This window comes from Neobacillus drentensis (genome assembly GCF_036966985.1).
GTDB classification, from domain to species: Bacteria; Bacillota; Bacilli; order Bacillales; family Cytobacillaceae; genus Neobacillus; species Neobacillus drentensis_E.
The window spans coordinates 1-9,316 of sequence record NZ_JBALSN010000060.1; the positions used below are offsets into that span (position 1 = coordinate 1).

Here is a 9,316-nt window from a genome sequence, read left to right on the forward strand (position 1 = left end):
TACGTTGGCTTAGTTTCAATTCTGAAACTAAAATTTATTGTTTGTTTGCACGATTTTGTTTGTTTAGTTTTCAAAGAACAATTTCTCTGCCGCCCGTAAGCGACTTAATAAATATACCATCTGTAAAAATAAAAGTCAACAATTTTTCTATTCTTTTTTTACTATAAGTATCTTTAAAATATTTTATTATGATAACATTTTCTCTACCCACCAGAGAATAATAAAAAAAGGGAACACACCTAGTGTGCCCCCAGCTAAATTTATTCTTCATCCTCTGTAGTTACTACATCAGAATGTTCTTCCGCTGCATCGGTAGAATCAGTTTCAGGGTTTTCTTCTTCCTCTTCTTTTTCTACCTTAGCCACCGTAGCTACAAATTCATCTTCACTTTCCTTCATGCTTATAAGCTTCACACCTTGAGTGTTTCGGCCCATCTTAGAAATACCACCAACATCCATCCGGATAAGCACACCGCCAGTGGTAATCAACATAAGATCCTCTTCACCGGTAACCGCACGCATTGAAACAAGTTCGCCATTTTTTTCGGTCACATGGCAGGTTTTGATCCCTTTTCCGCCTCTGCCTTGGATACGGTATTCAGATGCAGTCGTCCGTTTTCCATAGCCGTTTTTGGTTACAATAAGGACATCATTGGTCTCCTCTAAAACTTCCATTCCGACCACTTCATCGCCACTATCTAAAGAAATACCCTTCACACCTGTGGCGGTTCTTCCCATAGAACGTACATCAGTTTCTGGGAAACGAATCAGCATACCCTTTTTGGTGCCAATAATAATATCCTTGCTTCCATCCGTCAAGCGGACACTGATTAATTCATCACCTTCACGCAAACTTAAGGCAATTAAACCATTATTGCGGATATGGGCAAACGAAGTTAATGGAGAGCGTTTTGAGATTCCTTCTTTGGTTGTAAAGAATAGGAACCAATCATCTACAAACTCCTCCACTGGAATGATTGCATTGACCCATTCTCCTTTTTCAATACCAAGGAGGTTAATAATCGGAATTCCTTTAGCCGTACGGCTGTATTCAGGTATTTCATATCCTTTTGAACGATACACTTTACCTTTGTTCGTAAAGAAGAGAATCGTATCATGTGTTGAAGTCGTTATTAAATGTTCAACAAAATCATCCTCATTTGTTCCCATTCCTTGGATTCCACGGCCGCCGCGTCGTTGGGCACGATAAGTGGAAACTGGAAGTCTCTTAATATAACCATTATGAGTCAAGGAAATAACGATATTTTCTTGTGGAATTAGATCCTCGTCCTCAATATTTTCAATTCCACCTGTAACAATTTCTGTCCGGCGTTTGTCATTGAAGCGCTCTTTGATTTCCAACAATTCTTCGCGAATAATTTCAAGGACTTTTTCATCATCAGCTAATATTGCTTTTAATTCAGCAATCAACTTCACAAGGTTTTGATATTCTTCTTCAATCTTTTCTCTCTCTAAACCTGTTAAACGCTGTAAGCGCATATCAAGGATCGCTTGAGCTTGCTTTTCAGAAAGGTTAAAGGTAGTCATCAAGCCTTCTCTAGCAATTTCGGTCGTTTGTGAACTACGAATTAAATTAATTACTTCATCCAGGTGATCTAACGCTATCCTTAAACCCTCTAAGATATGAGCGCGTGCTTCTGCTTTACGCAGTTCAAACTCGGTTCTCCGGCGGATTACCACATTTTGATGGTCCAGGTAATGGACTAAACATTGCTTAAGAGTCAACACCTTTGGATGTCCATTCACTAAAGCAAGTGTGTTAATTCCAAAACTAGTTTGTAGTGCTGTATGTTTATATAAATTATTTAAAAGGACGTTGGCATTCGCATCTTTACGAACCTCAATAACAATCCGCATACCATTTCGGTCGGATTCATCTCTCAGATCAGTAATACCTTCGATTTTTTTATCACGGGCTAATTCAGCGATTTTTTCAACTAATCTCGCTTTATTCACCTGATATGGTAATTCATTAACAATGATAACTTCTTTACCATTTGCTTTTTGTTCAATGACTACCTTAGCACGAACTGTAATGGATCCTCTGCCTGTTTCATAGGCTTTACGAATACCACTCCGGCCTATGATAATACCTCCGGTAGGAAAGTCTGGACCAGGAATAATTTCCATGAGCTCTTGTATAGTAATTTCAGGGTCACGACTAATCGCTAAAACTCCATCGATCACTTCTCCAAGTTGGTGTGGCGGGATATTGGTTGCCATCCCAACAGCGATTCCTGTTGTCCCGTTAACTAAAAGGTTAGGGAACCGAGCTGGTAAAACAACTGGCTCTCTTTCCTCCCCATCATAGTTATCTTGATAATCAATCGTATCCTTGTTTATATCTCGTAATAACTCCATCGAGATTTTCGACATTCTTGATTCTGTATAACGCATCGCAGCTGCAGAGTCGCCATCGACAGAACCGAAGTTTCCATGTCCATCAACAAGCATATAACGGTAGTTGAAGTCCTGTGCCATCCGAACCATTGTTTCATAAACAGCAGAGTCACCATGCGGATGATATTTACCGATTACATCCCCAACAATACGAGCTGATTTTTTATAGGGTTTGTCTGAATGCATTCCAAGATCATGCATAGCATATAAAATACGACGATGAACTGGTTTCAATCCATCCCGAACATCTGGAAGAGCCCGTGAAACGATAACGCTCATTGCATAGTCAAGAAAGGAAGCTTTCATTTCCTTACTGATATTAATCTCTGTTACTTGAGAATTTGGTGTGTCAGCCATATTTGTTACCTCCTTTCACCTTTGCTTTATATATCTAAATTCTTCACGTATTGGGCATTCGCCTCAATGAAATTACGACGTGGTTCTACCTTTTCACCCATTAACATATCAAAGGTTTCATCCGCTTCAATCGCATCTTCAAGGCTGACCTGAAGCATACTTCTTCGAGCAGGATCCATCGTTGTTTCCCATAATTGTTCAGGATTCATCTCGCCTAATCCTTTATATCGTTGAATATTCGGTTTTGGCGCAGCTGGCAGCACCGCAAAGATTTTTTCAAGTTCTTTATCATTATAGGCGTACTCGATTCGTTTACCTTGCTGCACTTTATATAGAGGCGGCTGGGCAATATAAACATAACCTGCTTCTAATATTTTTCTCATAAAACGGTAAAAGAACGTCAAAAGAAGCGTCCGAATATGGGCACCATCAACATCCGCATCAGTCATAATAACGATTTTATGATAACGTGCTTTGGAAATATCGAAATCTTCACCGATTCCTGTTCCAATCGCAGTAATCATCGCTCTGACCTCATTGTTAGAAAGGATTCGATCTAAACGGGCTTTCTCTACATTAAGAATTTTCCCGCGTAGTGGCAGAATCGCTTGGAAGTGACGATCACGACCTTGCTTTGCTGACCCGCCAGCGGAGTCACCCTCAACGATGTACATTTCACTTTCAGCAGGATCTTTTGAAGAGCAGTCTGCTAATTTTCCAGGTAAACTAGAAACCTCCAAAGCACTTTTTCTGCGGGTCAGTTCCCTAGCCTTCTTTGCCGCAAGCCTTGCACGCGCAGCCATTAGCCCTTTTTCGACAATCTTTCTGGCCACTGCTGGATTTTCCAACATGAATTTATCAAAGGTACTAGCGAAAACGGCATCAGTGATGGCTCTCACCTCAGAATTACCTAACTTCGTCTTGGTTTGCCCTTCAAATTGTGGATCTGGATGTTTAATGGAAACGATCGCCGTAATTCCTTCACGAACATCTTCCCCGGAAAGATTCGTATCATTGTCTTTAATTAAGCTGTTTTTTCGCGCATAATCATTGATAACTCTTGTTAATGCCGTTTTAAAACCAGATTCATGTGTTCCGCCTTCGTACGTATGAATATTATTGGCGAAGGAGTAAATATTCTCTGTATAACCTTCGTTATATTGGAGTGCGACTTCAACACTAATTCCATCGCGTTCTCCCTCCATGTAAATTGGTTCTTCATGAATCACTTCTTTTGTACGGTTTAAATGCTCTACATATGATTTAATACCGCCTTCATAGTGATATTCGTTCCGTTTATTTTCAACCCGCTTATCTTCTATCGTAATTTTTATTCCCCTGTTAAGGAATGCAAGTTCACGAAGACGAGTAGCAAGAATGTCATATTCATAGACCAATGTTTCCGTGAAAATCTCACCATCTGGTTTGAAATGAGTAATCGTACCCGTTTGGTCAGTCGTACCAATTACCTCTAATTCAGAAACAACCGCCCCTCGTTCAAATTTAATACGGTGGATTTTTTCATCACGGTGGACATAAACCTCAAGTTCAGTAGACAAGGCATTAACTACGGATGCACCTACTCCATGTAGTCCTCCAGAAACTTTATAGCCTCCGCCGCCGAATTTACCACCTGCATGAAGAACAGTCATAATAACTTCAACAGCAGGTCTGCCCATCTTTTCTTGAATATCAACCGGAATCCCACGGCCATTATCTTTAACTGTAATGCTATTATCTTCCTCAATGATGACATTGATTTCATCACAGAATCCTGCCAATGCCTCGTCAATACTATTATCTACAATTTCCCAAACAAGATGATGAAGCCCTTTACCGCTTGTTGAACCAATATACATCCCTGGTCTTTTTCGAACAGCTTCAAGTCCTTCAAGAACCTGTATTTGCTCCGCACCATATGCTTGTTCTACAGCCTTTTGTTCTAAAGTCATGCTTGTTCACCTGCACCTTCTGACAAAAATATATCTATATAATCATTATAAAACATGTAATAAACTTCAAAATTCATGTATAGTCATTTGATTTGAACGTTTCTTTAAAGTTCCAGAAGAAATCGGGGATAAGTAAACATTGTCATTTGTGACAATGACTGATTTAAAGGGGTTTTTAGATAGATTAATTACCTTTTCCTTTCGAGACTTGAGGAATTCTTCAACGAGTTGCGAGTTGTTAACACTCTCTTTATCCAAGATAGAAATAATATCCCTTGCTCTAATATTAATATCTTCCCCGATATGGATATACATGGTTCACCTCAATTAACTTTCTTCATCCTTCCGGCTTCAACGATAAATGTTGAGGCCTCCTTTAATGTTTGATGATCTATTCCTTCAACACTTGTGGTTGTCACAAAGGTCTGTACCTTACCTTGGATCGTGTTAAGCAAATGAGACTGCCGGTAATCGTCTAATTCCGATAAAACATCGTCTAAAAGTAAAATTGGATATTCTCCAATCTCAGCATATATTAATTCAATTTCAGCAAGTTTCAAGGATAACGCTGTGGTACGCTGCTGACCTTGTGAACCAAAGGTTTGCACATCTCTGCCATTCACGGTAAAAATAAGGTCATCTCGATGGGGACCAAAAAGGCTTGTTCCTCGTTCAATTTCTCTCGTTCTAACCTTGCTGAATTTTTCTTCAAAGCATGCTATCATCTTCGACAAATCTTGCTCTTCTAATACCTCTACAGACGGTTTATAGGTAATTTCGAGCGTTTCCAGACCTCTCGATATTCCTTGATGGATAGGTTTGGCCCAATTTTGCAGGAGACGCAGGAATTCAAACCTTTTTGTGACAATTTTCACAGCCATCCCGATAAATTGTTCCGTTAAAATCTCCAGCATCGTTTGATCTGTCTGTTTTTTTATCTGCAGCATTTTTAGATAATGATTGCGTTGCTGAAGTATTTTTTGATATTGACTCATATCATGTAAATAAAGCGGCGAAACTTGTCCAATTTCCATATCAATAAAACGCCTGCGGACTTGCGGACTGCCTTTTACTAAGTTAAGGTCCTCAGGAGCAAACATAACCACATTCATATTCCCTACATATTGACTTAATTTCCGTTGCTCAATATGGTTGGATTTTGCTTTTTTTCCTTTTTTCGAAATAATTAATTGCAAAGGTAATGAACTGTGTTGTTTTTGAACCCTACCCTCTATTTTAGCATAATCTTGGTCCCAGCGAATAAGTTCTTTATCATTGGAAGTACGATGTGATTTGGCCATTGCTAAAACATAAATGGATTCCATCACATTCGTTTTTCCTTGGGCATTTTCACCCAAAATAACATTTACTTTATTTTCAAATTCTACGAACAACTCTTCATAATTCCGATAATTGGTGAGCGCTAGTTTTTCAATATACATAGGAAAACATCCTTTTGCTGGGCTATTCAATAAATTACTTTGTAATTTACTCGGTAATGACAAACTCTCCAAAGCCAGGAATCCTGATTTTGTCACCGGAGCGCAGCTTTCTTCCTCTTCTTTGATCTTGTTCACCGTTAATAAATATTTCATGTTCGCTTAAAAACCATTTTGCCATGCCGCCAGTTTGTATTACATCAGCCAGTTTTAAGAATTGACCTAAGGTAATAAATTCTGTATCTAGCTTAATTTTTTCAGGCAAATCGTCACCCTCGTTTCTAAAATGGTCTCAATACTTTATTTTACTAAAAAATCGACAGAGTTACAAAGAAAACTAAAAGAAAGCCACCATAATTTGGTGGCATGGAGTTTTAAGAATATAAAATTAGTATGTTCGGACTGGTAAGATTAATTGTAAAATTGTTTCGTCATGAAGCGGGCGAATGACGAAAGGACGCATAGCGCCAGTAAAGCTCACCCTGATATCTGTCCCTTCAAGTGCTTTTAAGGCATCCATCATATATTTTGCACTAAAGGAAATCTTTAATTCTTCTCCCTCAATCGCTTCACTTTGAATCTCTTCGACAACTTTCCCAACCTCTGGAGTGTTTGAAGAAATTTCAATTAGTCCACCTTCAATTGTCGAAAGTTTGACAACATTATTTCTTCCTTCTCTTGCTAGCAGGGATGCACGATCGATTGCATGTAAAAATTCCTTTGTATTAACAGTCACATCCGTTTTACTTTCACTTGGAATCAATCTCGATGTATCTGGATAATTTCCTTCCAACAATCTTGAGAAAAATAACAAGTGCTTTGCTTTAAATAAAATTTGATTTTCAGTGATAACAATATCAATCAGCTCATTACTATCATCAATAATTTTACTAAGTTCATTTAAACTTTTCCCTGGAATAACGACATTATAATTTTCGTTATTAGGAGTTTCAATCTTCGCTTTCCTTAGGGCAAGACGGTGGCTATCTGTTGCAATACAGTTTAACTCCCCATTTTCAACGCGCCAGTTTACACCTGTCAAGATGGGGCGTGTTTCTGAGGTGGACACTGCAAAATGTGTTTGTCTGATCATCGCTTTTAATAAATCGGTGGCAATATGAAATTTATTATTTTCTTCTATTTGTGGCAGGTGAGGATATTCTTCTGCATCAAGACCGACTAAGTTAAATTCAGATTTCCCTGAGCGAATGACTGTTTGAAGAGAGCCTAGTACTTCAATTTCTACTGAATCAGTCGGCAGCTTTTTGACGATTTCACTAAAGACTTTCGCTTGAAGTACAATTGCTCCTGCTTGTTTGACCTCAATAATTTCATCACCAGCATCCTCTTTGGGAATGAAAGATTCAATCGAAATATCTGAATCACTTCCTGTAAGAGTAACACCTTCAGCTGTCGCTGTAATTTTAATCCCCGTTAAGATAGGGATGGTGGTTCTTGATGTAACAGCCTTCATAACATCTTGAACACTCTGAACTAATCGATCTCTTTGGATGATAAATTTCATCGCATATAATCCTCCGTTTTAAGCATATTTTTGTTATTAAAAACATAATATATTTTTTTAAAAAAAGAGTAGAAGTACTAGTAGGGCCTGTTAGTATGTGGATAACTCATTATTTCAACGGAAACACAGCCTATCCACATGTGGACAGACTGTGTGTAAATACCAAGAAGTTATGCACATAATTCAGTCGTGTTTTAAACCTTCAAAAGTTCATGAAGTTCTTTCATTTGTCTTTGCAGCTGAGCATCGGATTGAAGAAGTTTAGAAATCTTTTCGTGCGCATGAATAACGGTCGTATGATCGCGCCCGCCAAACTCTTCTCCTATTTTCGGCAAAGAATAATCCGTTAATTCACGAGATAAGTACATCGCAATTTGTCTAGGAAATGCGAGCGACTTTGTCCGTTTTTTTGCTTTGAAGTCCTCTAATTTAATACTAAAGAGTTCCCCAACCGTCTTCTGAATATCCAAGATTGTGATCACTTTAGGCTTTGAACTAGGAATGATGTCCTTTAAAGCTTCTGCTGCCAGATCAGCATTGATATCCTTATTGATTAAAGAAGAGTAGGCAACCACACGGATTAGCGCACCCTCAAGCTCACGTATGTTCGAATCAATTTGATTAGCAATATAGAGCATGACTTCGTTCGGAATATCCAGACCTTCTGCCTTTGCCTTTTTCCTAAGGATGGCAATCCTAGTTTCTAAATCAGGAGGTGTAATATCCGTTATCAATCCCCATTCAAATCGGGACCTGAGCCTGTCCTCTAATGTCGGAATTTCTCTTGGCGGCCGATCGCTTGAGATGATAATTTGTTTACTTTCCTCATGAAGTGCATTAAACGTATGAAAAAATTCTTCCTGGGTTGATTCTTTTCCAGCTAAGAATTGAATATCATCTATAAGTAAAATGTCAACATTTCGATATTTATTGCGGAAATTCTCCGCTTTATTGTCTCGAATTGAGTTAATAAATTCATTAGTAAATTTTTCGGATGATAAATAAACGACTTTTGCTGCCGGGTTATGATCTAAAACATAATGGCCAATAGCATGCATTAAGTGCGTTTTTCCTAATCCCACACCTCCATAGATAAAGAGGGGATTGTATGCTTTTGCAGGTGCTTCAGCTACGGCGAGCGATGCGGCATGGGCAAACCGGTTGCCTGAGCCAATGACAAATGTATCGAAGGTATACTTTTGATTTAAAATGCCTTGAGGAAATTCCCCATGGTCATCGTCCTTTTTTACCTTTTTGGGAGGTAATTGGACATCATTTTCTGCTTCTTTTTGATTTTGCGGAATTATAAATTTAACAGCAAGCTCTTCGCCAGTAATTTCATATAGTATTCCAGCGATTAACTGCGAATAACGTTCTTCCAGCCAATCACGAGCAAATTCATTTGGCGCCGTAATGATCAACAAATCACCTTGAAGGGAATGGGCCTTGGTGGACTTAAGCCAGGTGTCAAAGCTTGGTTTGCTAATCTTTTTCTCTATATTAGCCAATGCAGCATGCCAAAGATCCGCAATATTTTCCAAATAATATCCCTCCTTTAGTACGCAGTCCTAAATTGACGATTGCGCTTTTCTTTAAATGATAGGAAAGTATAAGTTTTTGAAC

General features: G+C 38.6%; 7 protein-coding genes. All 7 read right to left on the bottom strand.

The features are described 5' to 3' along the window. Positions 1–260: 260 nt before the first annotated feature. Entirely contained in the window at positions 261–2,777 is a 2,517-nt protein-coding gene (gene gyrA, locus V7659_RS04080; RefSeq protein WP_335538287.1) for a DNA gyrase subunit A, read from the bottom strand. 26 nt (positions 2,778–2,803) lie between these two features. Further along, on the bottom strand, positions 2,804–4,729 hold the full coding sequence (gyrB, locus tag V7659_RS04085; RefSeq protein ID WP_335538288.1) for a DNA topoisomerase (ATP-hydrolyzing) subunit B: 1,926 nt from the start codon (positions 4,727–4,729) through the stop codon (positions 2,804–2,806). Between the two features lie 66 nt (positions 4,730–4,795). Beyond that, positions 4,796–5,044: an extracellular matrix regulator RemB gene (remB, locus tag V7659_RS04090; protein WP_283876885.1), complete on the bottom strand. Its 249-nt coding sequence runs from the start codon at positions 5,042–5,044 to the stop codon at positions 4,796–4,798. An 8-nt stretch (positions 5,045–5,052) separates the two neighbouring features. Continuing rightward, the gene (recF, locus tag V7659_RS04095; protein ID WP_335538290.1) at positions 5,053–6,171 is read right to left on the bottom strand and encodes a DNA replication/repair protein RecF; all 1,119 of its coding nucleotides are present in this window, start codon (positions 6,169–6,171) and stop codon (positions 5,053–5,055) included. 46 nt (positions 6,172–6,217) lie between these two features. Continuing rightward, on the bottom strand, positions 6,218–6,433 hold the full coding sequence (gene yaaA, locus V7659_RS04100) for a S4 domain-containing protein YaaA (RefSeq protein ID WP_098577009.1): 216 nt from the start codon (positions 6,431–6,433) through the stop codon (positions 6,218–6,220). Positions 6,434–6,556: 123 nt separating this feature from the next. After that, the gene (gene dnaN, locus V7659_RS04105) at positions 6,557–7,693 is read right to left on the bottom strand and encodes a DNA polymerase III subunit beta (RefSeq protein ID WP_335538292.1); all 1,137 of its coding nucleotides are present in this window, start codon (positions 7,691–7,693) and stop codon (positions 6,557–6,559) included. A gap of 194 nt (positions 7,694–7,887) precedes the next feature. Then, positions 7,888–9,234 carry a chromosomal replication initiator protein DnaA gene (gene dnaA, locus V7659_RS04110; protein ID WP_098577015.1) on the bottom strand — a complete coding sequence of 449 codons (1,347 nt, stop codon included), beginning with the start codon at positions 9,232–9,234 and terminating at the stop codon, positions 7,888–7,890. Between the last annotated feature and the right edge of the window lie 82 nt (positions 9,235–9,316).